This window comes from Streptomyces lanatus (assembly GCF_014655715.1).
GTDB classification, from domain to species: domain Bacteria; phylum Actinomycetota; class Actinomycetes; order Streptomycetales; family Streptomycetaceae; genus Streptomyces; species Streptomyces lanatus.
This window is the reverse complement of record NZ_BNBM01000013.1, coordinates 1-22,142: the sequence shown is the minus strand read 5'-3', so window position 1 is coordinate 22,142 and position 22,142 is coordinate 1. Positions and strand designations below refer to the sequence as shown.

Genomic DNA, 22,142 nt, shown 5'->3' with positions numbered 1-22,142 from the left:
ATCACCAGGGCACGGGCGTCCCGTCCCAGGAGAAGAAGCCACCGGTGGGGCCGTCGTCCGGCAGCAGGGCCAGGCGGAGGGCACCCTGCGCTGCCTCGGCCGGGTCGCCGCCGGCAGCGGCGGCCCGGGGGTTGAGATCGGTGGCCCGCAGGCCGGGGGCGAGCGAGTTGACCTTGAAGCCGTCCTCGGCCAGCGTCTGGGCGTAGAAGACGGTGAGGGCGTTGAGGGCCGCCTTGGACGACCGGTAGGCGGCAGCGCCACCGCTTCCCGGAGTGAATTGGGGGTTGGGGTTTGTGCTCCAGGTCAGCGACGCGGTGCCACTGGAGACGTTGACGATGCGCGGATGCGGGGACCGGCCCAGGGCGGGCAGGAAGGCGTTGGTCACCGCCACCACCCCGAGCACGTTGGTCTCGTACGTGCGTCGGTATTCCTCGACGAGGGTGACGGCCGGCGAGGCGAGTGACGGTGAGATGCCGGCGTTGTTGACCAGCACGTCCAGGCGTTCCACCTGAGCCGCGGCTCGTGCGATGCCGTCCGGATCCGTCACATCGAGGACCAGCAGCCGGGCGCCGGCACCGATCTCCTCAACGGCCCGCTGTCCGCGCCTCAGGTCGCGGGCGCCCACGTACACGGTGAGGCCCTCGGCAGCGAGCAGCCGGGCTATGTGCTTGCCGATGCCCTTGTTGGCACCGGTGACCAGAGCTATGCGATCGTTCATGGAAACTACGGTCCCCTGGCGGTGGGCGCCCTGCCAGGGACAGTCTGTACCAGGCAGTGGGAGGAGGTGGCATGGCGCGGCAGGAGCTGGCCCGCTTCCTGCGGGACCGTCGGGCGGGCCTGCGTCCGCACGAGGCCGGACTGATGACGACGGGCACCGCCCGCCGTACGCCGGGCCTGCGCCGCGAGGAGGTGGCGGAACTCGCCCACATGTCGGTCGACTACTACACGCGGCTGGAGCAGGCCCGGGGGCCGCGGCCATCGCCCCGGATCCTGGACGCGCTGGCCCAGGTCCTGCGACTCACGCCGGCCGAGCGCAGCCACCTGTTCCACCTGGCGGGATCAAGCGTGCCGCCCGGCGTCAGCGCCGTGCGGCGGGTACGCCCGCACGTGGCCCGGATGCTGGAGCGGTTGCCGGAGACCGCTGCCATCGTCACCGACGCGGCGTACGGCGTCGTCGCCTGGAACCCCCTGGCCCAGGCACTGCTCGGCGGCGACCTCGCATGCGGGACAACGAACCTGGCCCGGCGCCGCTTCCTGAGCCAGGGACAGCTGTACGACAGCTCCAGCGCCGAGGAGTTCGGGCACATCGTGGTGGCGCGGCTGCGCCGGGCCGCCGACCGCTACCCGCACGACCCGCAGGTGACCGCCCTGCTGGCCGAACTGCACGCCGGCAGTGAGGAGTTCCGGCAGATCTGGCAGACACGTCCGGTCCACGCACCCGGGCACCGCACCAAGACCCTGGACCACCCCGAAGCCGGCACGCTGCGGTTGAACTGCGACGTCCTGCTCGTGCCCGAGGATGACCAGGAAGTCGTCCTGATCACAGCCGACCCCGGATCACCTGCCGTGCGGGCCCTGCACAGGCTGGCCAGGCAGGCGACCTGAAACGAAAAACGCGGACAGGTCTCTCCAGCGGTCACAGACCGTCGCAACTACATGTTCACTCGCGCCTGTGCCCACCTCGATGCTCGGAACATCTCGAAGCGGACGAACAACGAGCGGCCCGGGACGCCCTCCTCCGGCTGGCACGCACCCTCGAGACATACACCGATGGTGCCGATGGCGATCCGGCTGCAGGCACAGGACTCCCGAAGCTGATCACTGCCCTGCAACAAGCCGAGTCACAGCTCGCAGAAGCTCGGCGGGCCCTCGAAGACGGTCTGCCAGCGATGCCGTCGGAGAGTGACCCCGACGGGCCGGCGTGAAGGAGGAAGACAGCCGCTGTGGTGAGCCCGGCCCCTCCCGGCCCGCGCGCCGCCGCGGCAGACGTGGGGAGACGCCCACCATCCCGGCCGCCGCGGCGGTTCAGGTCACTCGCGCCGACGGTCGCCCCTGCCACCAGCCCGCCGCGGTGCGGCTGGGGAGCCGCACCGCGCCGTTCCGTCACAGGGCGTCGAGCTGCCACTGCTGGTTGGTGCCGGTACCGACCGGCCACTGGATGACGCGGGCGCCGTCGGCCGCCGATCCGCCTTCGACGTCCGCGCACCAGCCATTGCGGACGTTGACGAGCCGGTGGTAGCCGTTGCCCGCGTCGACGAGCTTCCACCGCTGGTTGTCGGCGCCCGTGTCCTGCCACTGGATGAGCTGGGCGCTCTGGCCTGAGCCGCCGGGGTTGTCGAGGACTCTGCCGCTGTGGCGGGCGGCGAGGCGGAAGGAGCCGTCGGCGTTGGGCAGGAACCGCCACTGCTGGTTGACAGCGCCCGAGGATGTGTACTGGATGATCTTCCCGCCGTCGGCAGTGCCTGCGCCGGAGACGTCCAGGACCTTGCCGCTACGCCGGTTGACCAGCCGGAACCAGCCGCTCAGCAGGGACACGGTGATGTCCGTGCGCTGCCCGGCGACCAGCGAGACCTTACGCGCGTGGGTGCCCAGTGAGGAGGAGGCGACGGCCGCCGACGTGGTCACTGCGGTCATGCCCCGGCGGCTGACGAGTGTGACGTCCTGGTTGACGGCGGAGGTGACGGACAGGGTGGCGGTGCGTGCGGACAGGTCCCAGCCGAAGGTGTGGATACGGATGCGGCCGCGTGCCCGTACGCCCGTGATGGAGCCCTTGGGCAGTTGTTCGGGCAGGGCCGGGAGGATCTCCAGGACGCCGGGGCGGGAGTAGATCAGTGCCTCGGCGAGTACGCCGGGCAGGGCGTGCGCGGCGTCGGCGTTGAAGATGTCGAGGTTCGGGTTGTGGGAGGTCATCAGCGACTTGAAGACCATGTTGTTGCCAATGATCTTCTTCAGGTTGTCGTAGACCTTGCCGCCGTCCTTCAGCCGGGCGCCGGCCAGGGCGCGGTGCAGGCTGCCGTGGGCGGAGATGTTCTGGTCGCCGCGGTTCTCCAGGGCCTTGAGCGCCGGTCGGACGAGCGAGGGTTCCTCCTCGGGGTTGATCTCGTGCAGCGGCCAGGCGCCGTACAGGTGCTGGATGTGCCGGTGGTTGTAGCGGTCGGTCAAGGTCGGCCAGGACCATTCGGCGAGCGCGCCGTCGCCGTTGACGCGGTAGTCGGGGATCTTCCGCAGCAGTGCGGTCCAGCGTGCGACTCCCTGGCCGCTGCCCTGTTCCACACCGAGGGTGTCGGCCGCGTCGATGGCGGCCCGCAGGGCGTGCTTGCCGGCCATGATGTCGCCGGTGGCGTTGATCGACAGGCACACGCCGGTGTTGCCGGGGGAGTTCTCCATGGAGAAGGACGGCACGAAGACCGCCTTGCCGGCCGAGTCGGTGCGGGTGAGGAAGTCCTCGTAGAACAGGGCCAGTTCCATCAGGGCCGGCGCCAGCTTGTTCCGGTAGAAGTCGGTGTCGCCGGTGACCTCGTAGTACTCCAGCAGCGGGTAGAGCAGCCAGTCGGCACCGCCGGTCCAGGTGTGGCCCGGGAAGGAGCCGTTGTTGAAGTGCAGCATGTGGCCGTACTCCCCGTCGGTGCGGGACGGGGCGAGGAAGCCGCGGGCGCCGTAGAGGTTGGTGGCGTTGGTGCGCCAGTCGTCGAGCTGGCCCAGGACCAGGTCGAAGTAGCCCTTCATGACGTCGGTGGTGTCGAGGATGTTGCCGCCCGCGACCTGGAGGTTGACGTTGGCGTCGGTGGTGAAGTCGTCGGCCCAGGCACCGTTCCAGGAACCCGTCCAGATGCCGGTGAGCCGGGGCGGCAGGACGCCGCTGGAGCTGATGAAGAGGTAGCGGCCGGAGTCGTAGAGGCGCTCCAGCAGGGCGAGGTCTATGGCGCTCCGGTCCGCGTTCTGGCGGGCTATCAGCTCGCTGACCGAGAGCTTGCGGTCGGTGTCGGAGACTCCCAGGTCGAGGTGGGAGCGGTCGTACAGCCCGCTGTGGATGGCGGTGTGCGCGGAGCGCAGCGCCGCGTAGTCGGCGCCGAGCGCGGCCAACTCGGCGTGCAGCGGCTCGGAGTCCCACGCGGTGGAGGTCTCGTAGCGGTCCAGCTTGGTCAGAAGGACCACTCTGGTCGCCCTGGCCACCACGAGGGTGGAGCCGCTGACGCTGACGGAGGCGCCCGGGCCGGAGGCGACGACCCGGGTGACGCCCTCATAGCCGAAGGCGCCTCTCCCGGAGGGGTAGGTGCCGCGCAGGTTCAGGTAGCCGTTGCCGTTGCTGACGGTGGCGCGGGTGGCGAAGCTCAGGCTGGTGGGCAGCCCGTCGAGCGCGGTGTTGACGCTCAGCGTGGTGTCGACCGTGCGGCCGGGGGCGGGGATCAGCTCGTGGACGATCACGTTGTCGGCGCGGGAGACGAAGGCTCTGCGGGTCCAGGTGCCGTACTGGTCGGTCCAGCTGGAGCTGACCTCGCCGGTGCGGAAGTCATTGACCCGGCCGTAGTCGTTGACCGTGGTCATGCCCGGGGTGTCGATGCGCAGTTCGTACGCGGGGTGGTACGTCTGCGTCCAGCGCAGTGACCACCCGGAGGCGAAGTCTGCGTTGGCGCCGGAGTAGTCCCCGGCGAGTGCCTTGTCGCGTACGCCCTCCAGACGCCCGGATATCACGGGCGGCTTCACGGTGCGCGTGCCGTTCGGCAGCACCAGTCGGTGGTAGTTGAAGACCACCTTCTCCAGCGTGGCCGCTCCGTGGATGATGGCTCCGTACTCGCCGTTGCCGGTGAGGAAGCCGTCGGTCCAGGAGGAGGCGGGGGAGGTGTCGTAGATGCCGCGGTCGGGAACCGTGATCTGCGGCGGTACGGCGGCCGCGGCCTCCCCCGGGAGGAGGCCGCCGGGGAGGGCAGTTGCTCCCGCGGCCAGTGCGGCGGTGGTCAGGAAGCGCCTGCGATCCATGGAGTGGTCCACTGTGAAAAGTCCTCTTTCTGCTGAAGGGGTGCGGAATCCGGGCGGCAGAGGGCCTGCGAGCGGTGGCGGGGATCAGGGGGAGACGCGGCGGGGGCAGTAAGAGCAACAGGAGCTGGTGAAGGCGTCGAACGAGGCCGTGGTCGGCGTCACCTAACCGGTGACGCGGCGGAAGGTCCATCGCTGGTTGGAGCTGCCGACGTCGCGGTACTGGATCAGCGCGGCGCCGTCGGCGGTGCTGCCTGCCTTGACATCGAGCACCTTGCCGCTGTTGCGGTTGACCAGGACGAACTCGCCCCCGGTCTGCGGGCGCAGCTGCCACTGCTGGCTCGTCCGGCCGTCGGCGGTCGCCTGCACGACCGCCGTGCCGTCCGCCGTCGAGGACCCCGCCACGTCGAGCACCTTGCCGCTGCCGACGCAGGTGATGGTGTGGTGGCCGTCCCCCGTGGACTGGAAGGCCCACTGCTGGTTCGGTTTGCCGTTGTCGGGCCACTGGATCACGGCAGCGCCGTCCGCGTTCGACGCGCGGAAGACGTCAACGACCTTGCCGCTGCGCACGCTGACGCATGTGTGGGTCCTGGTGGGTGCGATGGTGTAATGCACCGAGTCGACGTCGACGTGGCCGGTGCCGTTGGGGTTGTAGGTGTAGAGGCCGAGCCGGTCACCGCGGTAGCCGCCCCAGGTGAGCTGGTAAGTGCCGCCGAACGGGGTGAACGTGCTCCCGTCGAGGCTGTAGGAGAACCGGCTGACCCCGTTGACGTCCCAGGAGGTGCGCAGCCACACCGCGTTCTGGATGATCTCCGGCCCGAAGGTCAGGGTGCCGCCCTCGTTGTGGGCGATCGTGGTGGTGGTCCCGGAGCGCCGCACGCCCAGCCCGGCGTAGGTGGCCGCGTAGTGGCACAGTCCGGCGTGCTGGCCGTCGGTGAGGCCGGCCAGTTCGAGGCGGACGGTCACCGTCGCGCCGCCCGCCGTGCGCAGCACGCGTTGGGTGAGGGTGTTCCCGGCCTTGGTCAGGTTGTCGGCCGCCAGCGGTGTGAAGGCCTTCAACCGCAGGTAGCCGGGGCGTTCGGTCAGCGACCAGTGGTCCGCGCGTGGCTGGTAGTGCCACTCCCACTGCGGCTTGAGCCGGGTGTCGGTGAACAGGTCGCTGGTCACCACGGGAGGCAGCGCGTCCACCGGCATGCCGGGCGTGCCGCCGGCGGGGGTCTGGCCGGTCCACACCATGGTGCCGATGCCGTCCGCGCCCACCTCACCGAGGATCGGCCAGCCGTCCACCCAGGTCACCGGCAGCAGGGACAGCACACGCCCCTCCCAGCCGCCGTGGCCGTGATGGGTCACGAAGTACCAGGCCCCGCCCGGAGTCTGCACCAGCCCGCCCTGGTTGGGCTCGCGGTCCACCGAGGTGTTGACGTGCAGCAACTGCCTGGTCTCGAACGGGCCGTGGAGGCTGGAGCCACGGTTCATCATGAGCACCCGGCCCTCGGACTTCACCTCACTGAACAGGTGGTAGTAGACACCGTCGATCTTGTACAGCTTGTTGGCCTCGCTGCGTGACGACTGGTGGATGACCGTGGACGGGCCGACCAGTGACTTCCCGTCCGCGGACAGCTTGAACAAATGTATTTTGTAGCTGTCCGCGTAGTTCGTGGTGACCAGGTAGCCCTGGCCGTCGTCGTCCCAGAACGGGCACACGTCGTTCCAGCCGGAGGTCCGCCACAGCGCGTGCAACGGCTCCCAGGGTCCGGTCGGCGACGGGGCCGACGTCATGAAGAAGCCCTCGTCGGGCGTGTTGAAGTACACCCGGTACCGCCCCGCATGGTGGCGGATGGCCCCGGCCCACACGCCACGCCCGTAGCGGTTCATCCGGTCCCAGTTCAGCGCCGGTCCGATACGGGTGACATCGTCGACCGCGCCGCCGAGCGTCCGCCAGTTGACCAGGTCCTTCGAGTGCAGGACGGCCATGCCGGGCGAGTACCCGAACGTACTGGTGATTCCGTAGTAGTCGCCACCGACCCGGATGCAGTCCCAGTCGCTGAGGTCGGCCGGGATGATCGGATTGAGGTAGGTGCCGTCGCCCTGATCGCCCCACGCACCGGCCGGAGGAACGGCCGCCGCCGCCCGGCTCGGTGGCAGCATGCCGGGCAACACGAGCGCCCCGGCGCCGACCGCGGCGAGCTGCCCGAGCTGTCTTCTGGTGATGTCCACGATCCCGTTCCTTGTCTAGAAACCCGCCAGTCATCACATGTTTGGGCGGCTTCAAGAACGGAAACGTAATGCAATTGGCGTGTAGTGGGTAGGCATCGCGTCGAAACATGGGATGGAAAGCGATTCTTCGTAAGGTCAAGGCCGTGTAGTTCACACGGGACGGGTCGAGGACGCTGGGAACACCGCCTGTCCTACAGCACACACATCGTCCGGCTCGTCAAGCGCGACGACACCCCAGGCAACGGAGGCCGGTATGACGTCACCTGACGGATCTTCTTCGGTCGTCGCCGGCCTCGTATGTGGTGCCGGCCCTCGCCAGGCGGCGGGCTCCCGTACGGACGAGCAGTGCCGTTGCCGTGCCTTGCCGTTCGGCCGGTGCCGCTCCGTGGGCTGAGATCTCATTACGGCCCAGAGGCGGGGAGGGTCTGCGCGCACCAGATCGTCTTGCCGTTGCTGGTGTGCCGCGCGCCAGGAAATTCGCTGTCGATCAGGGAGGTGTCGCGGATCAGCCGGAGCCTGATCGGTGGCTCGACGTCCCAGTCGGCGACGTGGTGGGGATCCAGCGCATGAGTGCGAACGAGCAGCAGGGCCGCGTCGTCGGTGCGCCGGTCGGGGAGCATCGCGTTCATCACCGTGTCGCACAGGGCCTCCAGTGAGGTGGCCGAGGGGTCCAGGGCGCGCTGCAGTTCGGCGGTCCGCTGGTCGGCGTCGCGCTCGCGGCTTTTCAGCAGTCCGTCGGTGTAGAGGGCGAGCAGGCTGCCCTCGGGCAGTTCGAGCTCGGTGGCCTCGAACGGCAGACCACCGATGCCGAGCGGCGGTCCCGGCTGGGCGGGTACCGGGGTACTGGTGCCGTCCGGGGAGATGATCAGCGGCAGGGGATGGCCCGGCTCTCGCCGGCGTCAGGCGCCGGGAGACCGGGTCGTAGACGGCGTACAGGCAGGTGGCCCCGGTTTCGCCGGTCGGCTGGAGCAGGCGTTGCCGAGCCCAGTACTCGGCGCTCATGTCGAATCCCCAGTTGGCGATCGCGCGGACCCTGCCCTCGGCATCCCGGACGGGCCAGAAGCTGGTGGCCCAGGCATTGGCGCAGTTGCTGCCGCGAGGGCGGAAGACGGTGATGAGACGTGTGGCCTCGCCCGTCCTCGCCACCTCGGCCAGCGCGTCGGTGCAGGGCTTGTCGTCCCTTTCGGGAAACAGCGTGCGGTCGAATTCAGGAAGCACCTCGCGGTACTTCTCACCGAGCACTTGCTCCTCGGAGTGCGCGATCACCCGGCCAGAGGAGGCGTTGACAGGAACCGCAGCTCAGGGTCGTAGACGCCCGGAGCGAAGGGAGACTGCTCGAAGGCCCGGTCGGCGACCACCGGGCGGCGTCCCCAACGCTGGACGGTCATCACGTGCCCAGGGCCCGCCTGTCGGGGCCGAACAGCGGGTGAGCCGTCACTACGGCGTCCACCGTGGAGCCGTCCCGGTGGCGCAGGAGGATGAAGCCCGTGGGGTCGGGGCCGGTGCCGTAGCCCTCGGGGAAGCCGGGCGGCGCGTGATCGACCAGCAGATCCGTCACGGGGCGCCCGACCGTGTCCTCCGCCGTCCAGCCCAGCAGCAGCCGGCCCCCCTCGCTCCAGCCGCTCACTGTGCCGTCCGGGTCCACCACGACAACGGCAGTGGGCGCGTCCTGCTTGTCGGCCATCTCCACCCGCCACGCCTCCGTCCGGACCGCCGGGTCCGTCAGTGCTGGTTTCCAGCGGCTGCGTCCAGCCTGGATCGGCCCCCGCTCCACGGCGCTCCGACTGGCGCGATCGGGGGCCGGGTGCCAGAGCGACCGAGGCCGGGGCCTGCGCGTCCTCTCGCAGCAGCGTCCGCAGTGCGTCCGCCGATGCGGGCCGCCTCCATTTGCTGTGCCTCACGGGGAGCTGGTTGGGGTCGGCGGGTCTCGAAGGGCGGGGGCCGACTCGCCCGCGAACGGGTGGCGCGCCGCCCGTCAGGGGCGAGACCACCGCCCCCGGTGCGTGGACGGTCCGTTGCCGGCAAGTGCTAGGAAGCGCTTCGACGCTTGAGCCAACGCAAGGGAGTGTCAGGAGATCAACTTGCTTGCATCAAGCGCGGCATGTGGATGCGATGACGCCGGATGCCGCCTCCGCCTCCTCCGGACCGAGCGGGCATGGCATGCCTCTTGGGCCTCATGGCTGATTGATCCTGCTCGATAGCGATGATTGATGGGATGGATCTTGTCCACCCTTGACCTTGCCGCGCGAGACGAGCTGGGACTTCACTGCAAAGTCGACAGAGGGCTGGACAGCGCCTCGAGATCGGGCCTATAAACATCCCATCTCTGCTGCGCGGCGATACGCAGATGTCGTCGAGGCGAAGCAACTCCCGCTACGGGACCGGCGTGAGGAAGCACCGATGAGACTCAGAACCGCCCTCTGTTCCGTCGTCTCCACCCTGTCAGCTCTGGCGCTGCTCAGTGCCTGCGGCAGCGGCTCCACCACCACGGGGTCATCGAATGGCGTGCCGCTGGTCGGCGTCGACTATCCGCGCTCCGACACCGACTTCTGGAACTCGTACATCAAGTACACGCCCCAGTACGCCAAGGAGCTGGGGCTGGACCTGAAGACCACCAACTCGCAGAACGACGTCGCCAAGCTCACCGCCAACGCGCAGACCTTCATCAGTCAGGGCGTCAAGGGCCTCGCGATGGCACCGCAGGACACCGCCGCCATCGCCCCGACCCTGGCGCAGATGGAGGCGAAGAAGATCCCGGTCGTCACCGTGGACACCCGCCCCGACACGGGCAAGGTGTTCATGGTCGTACGCGCCGACAACCGCGCCTACGGTGAGAAGGCCTGCCAGTACCTCGGGACCAAGCTCGGCGGCAAGGGCAAGGTCGTCATGCTTCAGGGCGGCCTGGACTCCATCAACGGCCGTGACCGCACCGAGGCGTTCAGCGACTGCATGAAGAAGAACTACCCGGACATCAAGGTGTTCGGTGAGGCCACCAACTGGGACGGCGCGGTCGCCGCGCAGAAGCTCCAGACGCGGCTGACCCAGCACCCGGACATCAAGGGCGTCTACATGCAGTCCAGCTTCGCCCTGTCCGGCACGCTGCAAGTCCTGAAGCAGAAGGGGCTGTTGGTGGACCCGAAGGACAAGAAGCACGTCTTCGTCGTGTCCAACGACGGCATCCCCGAGGAGCTGAGGTCCATAGCCGAGGGGAAGATCGACGCCACGGTCTCGCAGCCGGCTGACCTCTACGCCAAGTACGCCCTGTACTACCTGAAGGCCGCGATCGACGGGAAGACGTTCAAGCCCGGCAAGACGGACCATGACAGCACGATCATCAAGGTCCGCGACGGACTGCTCGAGGACCAGCTCTCCGCCCCGCTCGTCACCGCCGACGGCGGCACCTACGGCGGCGTGCCCAGCATCAAGAGCGACGACAAGTCGCTGTGGGGCAACAACCTCGGCTGACATCCCTTCTTCAGAACCCAACGGCTATCCAGCACAAGGCGGTTGAGATGAGCGACGGGGAGCGAACGGCCACCCCCGCGCCCGTCCCGGCGGACAACGGACGGGTCCCCTCGGGCCTGCCCGTCGTCGAGGCGGCGGGCATAGTCAAGCGATTCGGTCCGACGGTGGCCCTGAACGGCGCCCGGATCACCATCAGGCCCGGTGAGACCCACGCGCTCGTCGGCCGCAACGGCGCCGGCAAGTCGACCCTGGTGTCCGTCCTCACCGGCCTCCAGGCCGCCGACGAGGGAACGGTGACCTTCGGCGGCAGCCCCGCACCACGACTCGCCGACCGCGACGCCTGGCGAGAGCGTGTGGCCTGCGTCTACCAGAAGTCGACGATCATCCCCACGCTGACCGTGGCCGAGAACCTCTTCCTGAACCGGCACGGCCGCGGCCGCGGCCGGCTGATCAGCTGGCAGGGTGTGCGCCGGCGGGCACAGGAGTTGCTGTCGACGTGGTCGGTGGACGTGGATCCGCAGAGCCCGGCCGGTGATCTGAGCGTGGAGCAGCGGCAGTTCGTGGAGATCGCCCGGGCGCTGTCCTTCGGCGCCCGGTTCATCATCCTCGACGAGCCGACCGCCCAGCTCGACGGGGCGGCCATCAACCGCCTCTTCGACCGGATCCGCGACCTGCAGCGCCAGGGGGTGACCTTCCTGTTCATCAGCCACCACCTCCAGGAGGTCTACGAGATCTGCGACATGGTGACGGTGTTCCGGGACGCCCGGCACATCGTGACCGCCCCGGTCGCGGAACTGCCCCGCACCGAACTGGTCGCGGCGATGACCGGCGAGGCGGCGGCCGACCGGCTGCAGGAGCGGTCGAGTTCCCTCGCCACCACCGTCACGCCCGCGCTCTCCGTGCGCGCGCTGGACAGTGGCGCCACCTACGGCGATGTCAGCTTCCAGGTGGGTGCCGGGGAGATCGTCGGCCTCGCGGGCGCCGCCGGCAGCGGGCGCACGGAGGTCGCCGAGACCGTCGTAGGACTACGGGCGGCAACGGCGGGCGACGTGGAGATCGCCGGCAACCGGCCCCGGCCCGGCAGCGTGCCCGCCGCGCTCGCCGCCGGCGCCGGATTCGTCCCCCAGGACCGGCACCACCAGGGCTTCGTCCCCGACATGTCGATCGCCGACAACGCCACCCTGTCGGTGCCGGGGCGGCTGGGCCGCAGCGGGTTCCTGAGCCGCAGCCGACGGGATCTCCTCGCCCAGGGCCTGATCGAGAACCTGGCCATCAAGACTCCCGGACCCGACCTGCCCGTCTCCGCCCTGTCCGGAGGCAACCAGCAGAAGGTCGTCATGGCCCGTGCCCTCGCCGACGACCCGAAGCTCTTGGTCCTGATCAACCCGACCGCGGGCGTGGACGTGCGCTCCAAGGAGTTCCTCCTCGACAAGGTCGAGGAAACCGCGCGGACCGGTACCGGAGTGCTCATCGCCTCCGACGAACTCGACGACCTGCGCATGTGCGACCGGGTCCTGGTGATGTTCCAGGGCCGTGTGACATCGGAGATCGCCCGCGGCTGGCACGACCATGACCTCGTGGCCGCGATGGAAGGAGTGGACCTCGATGCCTGAAACCGCCCTCGCGGACACACCCGCCCATAAGACGGAAGAGGCAGGGCCCAAGCGGACCGCGCTGCTCGGCGGCCGGATACCCCTGGCCCGCCTGCGCGACCTCGCGCTCGTCCCGGCCATCGTGGTCATCGCCGTCGTCGGACAGATCATCAACCCGGTCTTCCTGCAGGCGGACAACCTGATCAATGTCCTGCAGACCATGGCCGAGATAGCCCTGCTGGTCCTCGCCCAGACGATGGTCCTGATCGTCAAGAAGATGGACCTGTCGCTGGAGTCCACCATGGGCCTCGCACCCGGCGTCGCGGCCTGGCTGGTGGTGCCGGTCGGCGCGGGCCACGGACTCGGACTGCTTTCCGGCGCGTGGGCCGTCCCCGTCACCCTCGCCGTGGGCGCGCTCGTCGGCGTGGTCAACGCCCTGCTGATCATCCGGTTCGGGCTCAACGGCTTCATCGTCACCCTCGGCATGCTCATCGTGCTGCGCGGCGTCCTCACCGGCATCTCCGGCGGCCAGACGTTCTTCCAGCTGCCGGAGTCGATGCTCTACCTGGGCACCGCCGAGTGGTTCGGGATGCCCGCGTCGATCTGGATCTGCCTGGTGCTGTTCGCCGTCGCCATCGTGGTGCTCGGCTGGACCAGCTTCGGCCGCTCGCTGTACGCCATCGGCGGCAACGTCGACGCGGCGAAGGCGGCCGGTATCCGCACCGACCGGGTGCTGTGGATCGTCATCGTCACCGGCAGCGTGCTCGCCGCGCTCGCCGGACTGATGCTCTCCGGACGCCTGGCCTCCGTCGCCTCCGCGCAGGGCAACGGCTACATCTTCACCGTCTTCGCTGCCGCCGTCATCGGCGGCATCAGCCTCAACGGCGGCAAGGGCACCATGTTCGGCGCCTTCTGCGGCATCCTGCTGCTGTTCATGATCCAGAACGTGCTCACACTCGGCGGCGTCCCCGCCCAGTGGATCGGCGCCCTCAACGGCCTGATCATCCTGGTCGCCCTCGCCATCTCCCGTATCACCGGCGGCAAGGTCCAGGAGTGACCCGGGCGGCCGTCCCCGACCGCCCGACCTCGGCCGCGTTCACGTCTCGCCGCAAGGGGGCCGATCCCTCCTTGCCCCTCACAGGAGTTGCCGCCATGACCTCCACTGTGCCCTCATCCGCCCGCATCACCGCCCTGGACGTCCTGGACGTGCGGTTCCCCACCTCCGAACACCTCGACGGCTCGGACGCCATGAACCCCGAACCCGACTACTCCGCCGCCTACGTCGTCCTGCGCACCGACGCGGGCGACGGACTGGAAGGCCACGCTCTGGCCTTCACCACCGGCCGCGGCAACGACGTACAGGCCGCCGCCATCGCGGCCCTGGCCCCGCACGTGGTCGGCCTGTCCGTCGAGGAGGTCTGCGCCGACCTGGGCGCGTTCTCCCGCTCCCTCGTGCACGACCCCCAACTGCGCTGGCTGGGACCGGAGAAGGGCGCCATCCACATGGCCACCGGCGCCGTCGTCAACGCCGCCTGGGACCTGGCGGCCAAGCGGGCCGGGAAGCCCGTGTGGCGCTTTCTCGGGGAGATGTCGCCCGAGGAACTGGTCGCACAGGTCGACTTCCGCTGGCTGTCCGACGCCCTCACCCCCGAGGAAGCCCTGGAGATCCTGCGCCACGCCGAGCCCGGCCGCGAGCACCGCATCAGCCGCCTGCTCGAGCGGGGCTACCCCGCCTACACCACCACCCCCGGCTGGCTCGGCTACTCCGACGAGAAGCTGGCCCGCCTGGCCCGCGAGGCCGTCGCCGACGGCTTCACCCAGATCAAGCTGAAGGTCGGCGCGGACCTGGAGGACGACGTACGGCGCATGCGCACCGCCCGCGCGACGGTCGGCGACGGCATCCGCATCGCCGTGGACGCCAACCAGAGATGGGACATCCAGGCGGCGATCGACTGGATGAGCACCCTGGCCCAATACAAGCCGTACTGGATCGAGGAACCCACTTCCCCCGACGACATCCTCGGCCACGCCACCGTCCGCAAGGCGGTCAGTCCCATCAAGGTCGCCACCGGCGAGCACATCGCCAACCGGGTCGTCTTCAAGCAGCTCCTCCAGGCCGGCGCGGTCGACATCGTGCAGATCGACTCCGCCCGGGTCGGCGGCATCAACGAGAACATCGCGATCCTGCTGCTCGCCGCCAAGTTCGCGGTGCCGGTCTGCCCGCACGCCGGCGGGGTCGGCCTGTGCGAGATGGTCCAGCACCTGTCGATGTTCGACTACGTCGCCGTCTCCGGCACGACCGAGGACCGGGTCATCGAGTACGTCGACCATCTGCACGAGCACTTCGTCGACCCGGTGCGCATCGTCGACGGCCACTACCTGGCGCCGACGCTGCCGGGCCTGAGCGCGCAGATGCACGCCGAGTCCCTCAAGGAGTACGCCTACCCCGACGGCCCCGTCTGGACCTCCCGTGTCTGATGCCCAGGGGCTCGTCGACGCCCACCACCACGTGTGGGACCTGCATGTGAGGCCGCAGCCCTGGCTGGACGAGCCGGGCCACGAGCCGATCCGCCGCAGCTTCGGTGCGCACGACCTGCGCTCGGCGGCCACCCGGACGATCGCCGGTCGCCCGCTGACGCGCACGGTCGTCGTCCAGTGCATCGCCTCCCTGCCCGAGACCCGCGACCTCCTAGCCCTGGCCGGCAGCGACCCGCTGATCGGCGCCGTCGTCGGCTGGGCGGACCTGACGTCCCCCGCGATCGGCGACGTGCTCGACGACCTGAGGACCGGGCCCCCAGGCCGCTACCTGCGGGCCGTACGACACGTCGTGCAGGGCGAGTCGGACCCGCACTGGCTCCAACGACCCGACGTCGAGCGCGGGTTGCGGGCGGTCGGGGAGCGCGGGCTGGGATACGACGTGCTGGTCCGCAGCCACCAGCTCCCGCAGGCGATCCGCCTCGCGGAACGGCTCCCCGAGCTGCCGCTCGTCCTGGACCACGCGGGCAAGCCCCCCATCGCGCGGCGGGAACTGACCGACTGGGCACAGCAGTTGCGCACGCTGGCCCGGCACTCCCAGGTCCGCTGCAAGGTCTCGGGTCTCGTCACCGAGGCCGACCACGAGAAGTGGACGGTTGACGACATCCGCCCGGTATGGGACGCCCTGCTCTCCGCCTTCGGCCCCGACCGGCTGATGTTCGGCTCCGACTGGCCGGTCTGCGTCCTCGCCGGCGGCTGGAACCGCTGGGCCGCCACCGTCGAGGAACTCCTGGACGGCTGCTCCGACTCCGAGATCCACGCCGTGCTCGCCGGCACCGCGACCACCTTCTACCGCCTGACCCCCGCCCCCACGAAGGAGGGGACAGCATGCTCCTGACGGAACTGCTCCACCCCGGCATCCTCGAATCCCTGGCCGGAGCCGGCCACGGCGCCCGAGTCCTGCTCGCCGACGGTCACTACCCCGCGAGCACCGCCACCGGCGAGCGCGCCAGGACCGTCCACCTCAACCTGGCCCCCGGCCTGCTGGACGTCACCACCGTCCTCGACGTCCTGCTGCGCGCCCTGCCCGTCGAGGCGGCCCAGGTGATGGTGCCGCCCGAGGACGAACCGGAGCCGCCGGCCATCGCCGAGTACCGCTCGATGCTCGCGCCCCTCCCGGTCGACACGCTGGGGCGCTTCGAGTTCTACGACGCCGCCCGCTCACCCGACCTGGCCCTCGCCATCGTCACCGCCGACACCCGTACCTACGCCAACCTGCTGCTGACCATCGGCGTCCGCGCTGAAGGGACCCTGACGACACGATGACACTGGCCGTCCGTTACACATCCGCCCGCACCCTGGACACGGCTCCCGCCTCGCACTCAGCTCCCGGTCCCGGCGAGGTGGAACTGGCCCCCGCCTTCGTCGGCATCTGCGGCACCGACCTGCACATCTTCCACGGTGACATGGACGCCCGGGTCGCCACACCCGCCGTTCTGGGACACGAGATGTCCGGCCGCGTCGTACGCGTCGGTCCCGACGTGGAGGGGTGGCAGGCCGGCGACGCGGTGACCGTGATGCCGCTGCGCTGGGACGACACCTGCCCGGCCTGCCGCTCCGGGCATCAACACGTCTGCCAGCACCTGGACTTCATCGGCATCGACTCCCCGGGCGCGATGCAGCAGCGCTGGACCGTGCCCGCCTCGACACTGGTCCGGCTGCCCGACTCCCTTCCCCTGGACCGGGCCGCGCTCGTCGAACCGACCGCGGTCGCCGTGCACGACGTGGGCCGGGCCGGGGTCGCGGCGGGGGAGAACGTCGTCGTGGTCGGCGGTGGCCCGGTCGGCATCCTCATCGCGCTGGTCGCGCGGGCCGCGGGCGCCGACGTCCGGGTGGTGGAGCTGAACCCCCACCGCCGGTCGCTCGCCGAGGAGTTGGGGATGGCGACGTGGAACCCGGCGGACGAGGACGTGCCCGCGCTGGTGGGGCAGTGGACCGGGGACGCGGGCGCGGACGTCGCCTTCGAGGTGTCCGGCGCGGCGGGCGGCGTGGACACGGCGGTCGAAGTCCTCGGCGTGCGCGGACGGTTGTGCCTGGTGGCCATCCACCCCCGGCCCCGTGAGGTCAACCTGCACCGCTTCTTCTGGCGCGAACTGACCTTGGTGGGCGCTCGTTTGTACGACCGCTCCGACTTCGAGAAGGCGGTCGCCCTGGTCGCCGACGGCACGATCCCGGCCGACCGGCTGATCAGCAAGGTCGTGCCGCTCACGCAGGCACCCGCCGCCTTCGAGGCCCTGGAGGGCGGCGGTGACGTGATGAAGATCCTCGTGGACTGCACCGACGACACCCAGGGAGCCACCGTATGACCGCCTTCGACCTCACCGGCAAGCTGGCCGTCGTCACCGGTGCCCGTCGCGGCATCGGCCGGGCCATGGCCCGCGCCCTCGCCGAAGCCGGCGCGGACGTCATCGGAGTCAGCGCCTCGTTGGAGGAGTCCGGCAGCGCGGTGGAGAAGGACGTGCTGGCCGCCGGCCGCACGTTCGAGGCGATCCGGACCGACTTCGCCGATGCCGAGGCCGTACGGGCGCTGGGGGCCGAACTCGCCGGGCGCGAACGGCCGGTGGACATCCTGGTCAACAACGCGGGCACGATCCGCCGTGCCCCGGCCGCCGAACACGGCGACGCGGACTGGGAGCTGGTGCTCCAGGTCAACCTCAACGCCCAGTTCGCGCTGACCCGGGCGGTCGGCGCGGCGATGGTGGCCCGCGGCCGGGGGAAGGTCATCTTCACGGCGTCACTGCTCAGTTTCCAGGGCGGCATCACTGTCCCGGGCTACACGGCCGCCAAGCACGGCATCGCCGGCCTGACCAAGGCGCTGGCCAACGAGTGGGCCCCACGCGGGGTGAACGTCAACGCCATCGCCCCCGGCTACATCGCCACCGACAACACCCAGGCGCTGCGGGACGACCCGGTACGCAGCAAGGCGATCCTGGACCGCATACCGGCCGGACGCTGGGGCGACGCCGACGACCTGGCGGGCGCCACGGTGTTTCTCGCCTCCGACGCCGCCGCCTACGTCCACGGAGTCGTCCTGCCCGTCGACGGCGGATGGCTGGGCCGGTGACCGGTACGGACCTGGCCTCCGCACTGGCCGGAGCCCGCGTGCTGCCGGTACTGACGGTGCGGCGCCTCTCGACCGCCCGCCCGCTGGCCGACGCGCTCGCCGGCGGGGGCGCCCGGTGCGCCGAGGTCACCTTCCGCACACCGGACGCCGAGCAGGTGCTCAATGAGATGGCCGCCCACGGTGGCCTGGCCGTCGGCGCCGGCACGGTCCTCACGCCCGAGCAGGCGGAGCGGGCCGTGGCGGCCGGGGCCCGCTTCGTGGTTTCGCCCGGCTTCGAGGAGGAGGTCGTCGCCAAATGCCGCGAGCTCGGGGTGCCCGTGGTGCCCGGCATCGCCACCGCCACCGAGCTGATGCGCGCGCTGAAGGCGGGCCTCGCCACCGTGAAGCTCTTCCCCGCCGAGCCGCTCGGCGGTGTGCCGACGCTGCGAGCGCTCGCGGCGCCCTTCCCCGGGGTGCGCTTCGTGCCGACCGGCGGGATCGACGCCTCCCACCTGGCCGCCTATCTCGCCCACCCGGCGGTCCTCGCCGTCGGCGGCAGCTGGATGGCCACCGCCGACCACCTGGAGCGCGGCGACTACGACGAGATCCGTCGGCTGACCGCCGACGCGGTGGAGAGGAGCATGACGTGACCGACGTGGTGGCCCTGGGTGAGGTGATGCTCCGCTTCGACCCGGGCGAGGGACGCATCCGCACCGCCCGCACCTTCCAGGTGTGGGAGGGCGGCGGCGAGTACAACGTCGTACGCGGGCTGCGGCGCTGCTTCGGTCTGCGGACGGCGGTCGTGACCGCGCTCGCCGACAACGCGGTGGGCCGGCTCGTCGAGGACCTGATCCTCCAGGGCGGCGTCGACACCTCGCTGATCCGCTGGATGCCCGACGACGGCATCGGCCGCGCCGCCCGCAACGGCCTGAACTTCGTCGAACGCGGCTACGGCATCCGTGGTGCGCTGGGCGTCAGCGACCGCGCGCACACCGCCGTGTCCCAGCTGCGCAAAGGGGACGTCGACTGGGACGCCGTGTTCACTGCCGGGGTGCGCTGGTTCCACACCGGCGGCATTTTCGCGGGGCTGTCGGACACCACCGTGGACGTCGCGGACGAGGCCATGGCGGCGGCCCGCCGTCACGGGGTCACCGTCTCCTACGACCCCAACTACCGACCCAGCCTGTGGGCCGGCCGGGGCGGCGCCGACGCCGCCCGCGAGGTCGACCTGCGCCTCGCCCGGCACGCCGACGTCGTGGTGGGCGCGCTGGGCCTGGCCGGGCCGTGTCCGGGCGGCGTGCGAGTCAGTGCCGACGAGGTGCCCGACGCCCTCGCCTCCGTCGCCGCCCTCCTGCCCGAGGTGAGGGTATGGGCGACGGCTCTGCGCGAGGTGCCCTCGGCCGGCGTCAACGATTGGTCCTCGGCCGCCTGGTCCGCCGAAACCGGCTTCGTCACCAGCCCCCGTATGCCCGGCCTGCACGTCCTGGACCGCATCGGCTCCGGCGACGCATTCGCCGCCGGCCTCATCCACGGACTGCTCGGCGGCACCGGCCTGGAGCGCGCCCTCGCTTACGGCACCGCCCACGGCGCGCTCACCATGACCACGCCCGGAGACGTCTCCATGGCCACGCTCGCCGAGGTCGAGGCACTGATCGCGGGCGGCTCGGCCCACGTCAGACGCTGACCGGCGCCCCATCGTCCACAGCCCAGGAGCACGTCGTGCAGCAGCGGAAGATCCACAACAGGTCCGTCTCCCTCACCGAGCTCGGCTTCGGGGCGTCCGTGATCGGCAACCTCTACCAGGTCACGCCGGTGGAGGACGCGACAGCCGCCGTCGACGCGGCCTGGGAAGCCGGCATCCGGTATTTCGACACCGCGCCGCACTACGGCCTCGGCCTCTCCGAACGCCGTCTGGGCGCCGCCCTGCGCGGCCGACCGCGTGACGAGTACGTCATCTCCTCCAAGGTGGGCAGGCTGCTGGTGCCCAACGAGCAGCCGCGCGGCGTCGACACCGAGGGCTTCGTCGTACGGGACGACCTGCGACGACAGTGGGACTTCAGCCGCGACGGCGTGCTCCGCTCCATCGAGGACAGCCTGGAGCGCACCGGCCTGGACCGGCTGGACATCGTCTATCTGCATGATCCTGACGACCACTGGCGGCAGGCGGCCGAGGAGGCCATGCCCACGCTCGCGGAGTTGCGCGACCAGGGCGTGATCGGCGCGATCGGCGCCGGCATGAACCAGTCGGCCATGCTCGCCCGCTTCCTGCGCGAGACGGCCGCCGACGTGGTGATGCTCGCCGGGCGCTACACGCTCCTCGACCAGTCGGCCCTGGACGACGTCCTGCCCGCCGCACGCGAACTCGGCAAGAGCGTGGTGGCGGCAGGCGTGTTCAACTCGGGACTGCTCTCCCTCGACCGGCCCGCCGAGGGCATGAAGTACGACTACCAGAACGCCCCGCCGGACCTGATCGCCCGTGCCCGGGCGATCGCCCAGGTCTGCGAGGCGCACGGGACCACCCTGCCCGCCGCCGCGATCGCCTTCCCGTGGACGCATCCAAGTATCATCAACGTCACCCTCGGCATGCGGACCCCGGAACAGGTCGTACGGAACGCGAAACTCCAAGATCAGTGCGTACCTGACGGTCTCTGGCAAGATCTCCGCGCCCAGGGGCTGATCAGGTCGGATGTGCTTGCGGGGCACGGTGGGGGAGGGAGTCGCGGTGTCTCTGACGGACAAGGCCATCGAGCAGATCCGTGAGCTGATCCGGACCGGTGCCCTGCCGCCGGGCTCGAAGCTGCCGCCGGAGCCGGACCTGGCGGCCCAGCTGGGCCTGTCGCGCAACCTCGCCCGGGAAGCGGTCAAGGCACTGGCCGTCGCGCGGGTCCTGGAAGTCCGGCGAGGCGACGGCACCTATGTGACCAGCCTCCAGCCGAGCCTGCTCCTGGAGGGGCTCGGTGGCGCGGTGGAGCTGCTCCAGGGCGACTCGGCCGCCCTGCAGGACCTCATGGAGGTACGGCGACTCCTCGAACCGGTCGCCACGGCGCTGGCCGCCACTCGGATCTCCGACGCCCAACTGGCCGAGGTCAAGCGACACCTGGACGCCATGCGCGAGGCCCGCGACGACGTGGAACTGCTCAACGCCCACGACGCCGCCTTCCACCGGGCCGTCGTCTCGGCCACGGGCAACGAGAGCCTCCTCACCCTCCTCGAAGGGATCTCCGGCCGGACCCTGCGCGCCCGCATCTGGCGCGGTCTGGTCGACGACAAGGCCGCGGGCCGCACCCTCGCAGAGCACGAGGCGATCTTCAACGCCCTGTCCACTCGCGACGCCGCCCTCAGCCAGGCTGCCGCACTGCTGCACGTGAGCAACACCGAGCAGTGGCTGAGGGAACACCTGCGATCGGGCGAGCCCCCGCTTTTCGGGACATCAGTGCGGAAGTGACGGGCGGGCGCCGCCCGTGCGGAGGACGTCGGCGTCGGTGGGCGTGCAGCAGGCCGGCGAAGAGCATGACCAGGTTGTGCACCACGGCACCCAGGCATCCCCGAGCTCCGGCGAACCCTCACCGCGCCCATGAGTGCGGAGCTCGACAGCGGGTTTGCTCCGTGACGCCGGTTGCCCGCCCACGCGGAGCGGACCAGCGGCAGCGGCCGGTCCTCGCCCGCCGCGCACACACCCTCGACGACCGTGCGGATGGCTTGGGCAGTCTGACGCCTGCCGTCCCACGCGTCGTTCAGCCCGTGGCACGAGCCGGGCTCAGGCCACGGGAGCGGGGGTCATCCGGTGGTCAGAGTGGTCCACTTCTGGTTGGAGCCGCCGTTGCAGTCCCACAGCACGAGCTGTGTGCCGTCGGTCGTGGAGGAGCCCGGTAGGTCGAGGCAGCGGCCGGAGGCGGGGTTGCGGTAGCCGCCGTTGTAGGGCTGCCAGACCTGGTTGGAGCCGCCGTGGCAGGTCCAGGTCTGTATCTTGGTGCCGTTGGCGGTGGCCCCGCCGGCGGTGTCGAGGCACTTGCCCAGGGAGCGCAGGGTGCCGTCGGTGTAGGCGGACCAGTACTGGTTGGCGCTGTCGCCGCAGCTCCATGTCTGGACGGCGGTCCCGTCGGCGGTGTTGGCGCCGTTGACGTCCATGCACTTGCCGGCGATGCCGGACTGCACGCGGGCGGGGGCGGGGGCGGGGTTCTTCAGCCACCCGGCGCTGTCGGCGGACTGGACACCGCGGTGGAAGGCGTCGGCCATCTTCTGGTAGCCGGCGTCGTTGGGATGCAGGGGGTCGGCCAGGTCGGCCGTGGTCAGGCTGCTCATGTCGACGAATGCGA

General features: G+C 70.5%; 18 protein-coding genes and 2 pseudogenes. 13 read left to right on the top strand and 7 right to left on the bottom strand.

The window, feature by feature from the left end; all coding sequences use genetic code 11:
* Window position 1: 1 nt before the first annotated feature.
* A complete protein-coding gene (locus IE325_RS29445) occupies window positions 2-718 on the bottom strand; it encodes an SDR family oxidoreductase (protein ID WP_190073126.1) in 717 nt (238 codons plus the stop codon).
* 71 nt (window positions 719-789) lie between these two features.
* On the opposite strand from IE325_RS29445, the gene IE325_RS29440 reads away from it, so the two are divergent.
* Window positions 790-1,605, top strand: coding sequence for a helix-turn-helix transcriptional regulator (locus IE325_RS29440; protein ID WP_190073125.1), 816 nt, complete (start codon window positions 790-792; stop codon window positions 1,603-1,605).
* Window positions 1,606-2,103: 498 nt separating this feature from the next.
* Here the strand turns inward: IE325_RS29440 and IE325_RS29435 are convergent, their stop codons facing one another.
* The 5 genes and pseudogenes from IE325_RS29435 to IE325_RS46280 all read right to left on the bottom strand — a co-directional run bounded on the left by IE325_RS29435 (window position 2,104) and on the right by IE325_RS46280 (window position 8,875).
* Window positions 2,104-4,977, bottom strand: a complete 2,874-nt coding sequence (locus tag IE325_RS29435; protein ID WP_190073124.1) for a glycosyl hydrolase family 95 catalytic domain-containing protein — start codon at window positions 4,975-4,977, stop codon at window positions 2,104-2,106.
* Window positions 4,978-5,139: 162 nt separating this feature from the next.
* Entirely contained in the window at window positions 5,140-7,191 is a 2,052-nt protein-coding gene (locus IE325_RS29430) for a family 43 glycosylhydrolase (RefSeq protein WP_190073123.1), read from the bottom strand.
* Between the two features lie 401 nt (window positions 7,192-7,592).
* Window positions 7,593-8,145, bottom strand: a pseudogene (locus IE325_RS47245) (PP2C family protein-serine/threonine phosphatase); the annotation flags it as partial.
* Window positions 8,146-8,247: 102 nt separating this feature from the next.
* A pseudogene (locus IE325_RS46285) lies at window positions 8,248-8,433 on the bottom strand (hypothetical protein); the annotation flags it as partial.
* A 145-nt stretch (window positions 8,434-8,578) separates the two neighbouring features.
* Window positions 8,579-8,875, bottom strand: a complete 297-nt coding sequence (locus IE325_RS46280; RefSeq protein WP_229912125.1) for a PAS domain-containing protein — start codon at window positions 8,873-8,875, stop codon at window positions 8,579-8,581.
* A 716-nt stretch (window positions 8,876-9,591) separates the two neighbouring features.
* Here IE325_RS46280 and IE325_RS29420 point away from each other — a divergent pair.
* From IE325_RS29420 to IE325_RS29365, 12 genes are all read left to right on the top strand, one after another.
* Window positions 9,592-10,656: a sugar ABC transporter substrate-binding protein gene (locus tag IE325_RS29420; RefSeq protein ID WP_190073122.1), complete on the top strand. Its 1,065-nt coding sequence runs from the start codon at window positions 9,592-9,594 to the stop codon at window positions 10,654-10,656.
* 47 nt (window positions 10,657-10,703) lie between these two features.
* Entirely contained in the window at window positions 10,704-12,269 is a 1,566-nt protein-coding gene (locus tag IE325_RS29415; protein WP_190073121.1) for a sugar ABC transporter ATP-binding protein, read from the top strand.
* Window positions 12,262-13,305 (top strand): ABC transporter permease, encoded by a 1,044-nt coding sequence (locus IE325_RS29410; RefSeq protein ID WP_190073120.1) that lies wholly within the window; start codon window positions 12,262-12,264, stop codon window positions 13,303-13,305. The genes IE325_RS29415 and IE325_RS29410 overlap by 8 nt, the downstream gene beginning before the upstream one ends.
* A 95-nt stretch (window positions 13,306-13,400) precedes the next feature.
* Window positions 13,401-14,726 (top strand): L-fuconate dehydratase, encoded by a 1,326-nt coding sequence (locus IE325_RS29405; RefSeq protein WP_190073119.1) that lies wholly within the window; start codon window positions 13,401-13,403, stop codon window positions 14,724-14,726.
* Entirely contained in the window at window positions 14,719-15,621 is a 903-nt protein-coding gene (locus IE325_RS29400; RefSeq protein ID WP_190073118.1) for an amidohydrolase family protein, read from the top strand. The genes IE325_RS29405 and IE325_RS29400 overlap by 8 nt, the downstream gene beginning before the upstream one ends.
* Window positions 15,612-16,049: an RbsD/FucU domain-containing protein gene (locus IE325_RS29395; protein WP_190073117.1), complete on the top strand. Its 438-nt coding sequence runs from the start codon at window positions 15,612-15,614 to the stop codon at window positions 16,047-16,049. Before IE325_RS29400 ends, IE325_RS29395 begins: the two co-directional genes overlap by 10 nt.
* Window positions 16,046-17,089, top strand: a complete 1,044-nt coding sequence (locus IE325_RS29390) for a zinc-dependent alcohol dehydrogenase (protein ID WP_190073116.1) — start codon at window positions 16,046-16,048, stop codon at window positions 17,087-17,089. Before IE325_RS29395 ends, IE325_RS29390 begins: the two co-directional genes overlap by 4 nt.
* A complete protein-coding gene (locus tag IE325_RS29385; RefSeq protein WP_190073115.1) occupies window positions 17,086-17,847 on the top strand; it encodes an SDR family oxidoreductase in 762 nt (253 codons plus the stop codon). The genes IE325_RS29390 and IE325_RS29385 overlap by 4 nt, the downstream gene beginning before the upstream one ends.
* A complete protein-coding gene (gene eda, locus IE325_RS29380) occupies window positions 17,844-18,476 on the top strand; it encodes a bifunctional 4-hydroxy-2-oxoglutarate aldolase/2-dehydro-3-deoxy-phosphogluconate aldolase (RefSeq protein WP_373315238.1) in 633 nt (210 codons plus the stop codon). Before IE325_RS29385 ends, eda begins: the two co-directional genes overlap by 4 nt.
* On the top strand, window positions 18,473-19,510 hold the full coding sequence (locus tag IE325_RS29375) for a sugar kinase (protein ID WP_190073113.1): 1,038 nt from the start codon (window positions 18,473-18,475) through the stop codon (window positions 19,508-19,510). Before eda ends, IE325_RS29375 begins: the two co-directional genes overlap by 4 nt.
* Window positions 19,511-19,545: 35 nt before the next feature.
* Window positions 19,546-20,586, top strand: a complete 1,041-nt coding sequence (locus tag IE325_RS29370) for an aldo/keto reductase (RefSeq protein WP_190073112.1) — start codon at window positions 19,546-19,548, stop codon at window positions 20,584-20,586.
* A complete protein-coding gene (locus IE325_RS29365) occupies window positions 20,549-21,271 on the top strand; it encodes a FadR/GntR family transcriptional regulator (RefSeq protein WP_190073111.1) in 723 nt (240 codons plus the stop codon). Before IE325_RS29370 ends, IE325_RS29365 begins: the two co-directional genes overlap by 38 nt.
* A 332-nt stretch (window positions 21,272-21,603) precedes the next feature.
* Here IE325_RS29365 and IE325_RS29360 read toward each other — a convergent pair.
* A partial coding sequence (locus IE325_RS29360) for a ricin-type beta-trefoil lectin domain protein (RefSeq protein WP_190073110.1) occupies window positions 21,604-22,142 on the bottom strand: 539 nt, incomplete at its 5' end.